The organism is Mesorhizobium sp. M1D.F.Ca.ET.231.01.1.1, from assembly GCF_003999155.2.
Classification (GTDB): domain Bacteria; phylum Pseudomonadota; class Alphaproteobacteria; order Rhizobiales; family Rhizobiaceae; genus Mesorhizobium.
Map to the genome: position 1 here is coordinate 1 of NZ_RZOZ02000264.1, position 287 is coordinate 287.

General features: G+C 65.5%; 2 pseudogenes. Both read left to right on the forward strand.

Annotated features, from left to right (window positions below):
• Positions 1–95 precede the first annotated feature (95 nt).
• Positions 96–179: pseudogene (locus tag EN874_RS35000) on the forward strand (bifunctional 3-demethylubiquinol 3-O-methyltransferase/2-polyprenyl-6-hydroxyphenol methylase); the annotation flags it as partial.
• A gap of 25 nt (positions 180–204) precedes the next feature.
• A pseudogene (locus EN874_RS34760) lies at positions 205–287 on the forward strand (bifunctional 3-demethylubiquinol 3-O-methyltransferase/2-polyprenyl-6-hydroxyphenol methylase); the annotation flags it as partial.

A 287-nucleotide genomic window follows, 5' to 3' on the forward strand; every position in this document is an offset into this window, starting at 1 on the left:
CCAGGAACTCGGGGAACGCTAGGAAGTCGGGCGCTTTTCCGCCCTTGCCGCCGAATGGTGGAACCCGAGTTCCTGGCGTTCGAGGAGACCCGCCCATGCCTGAGCCCCGCCGATCGACCATCGATGCCGGAGAAGTCGAGCGCTTTTCCGCCCTTGCCGCCGAATGGTGGAACCCGAATTCCTGGCGTTCGAGGAGACCCGCCCATGCCTGAGCCCCGCCGATCGACCATCGATGCCGGAGAAGTCGAGCGCTTTTCCGCCCTTGCCGCCGAATGGTGGAACCCGGA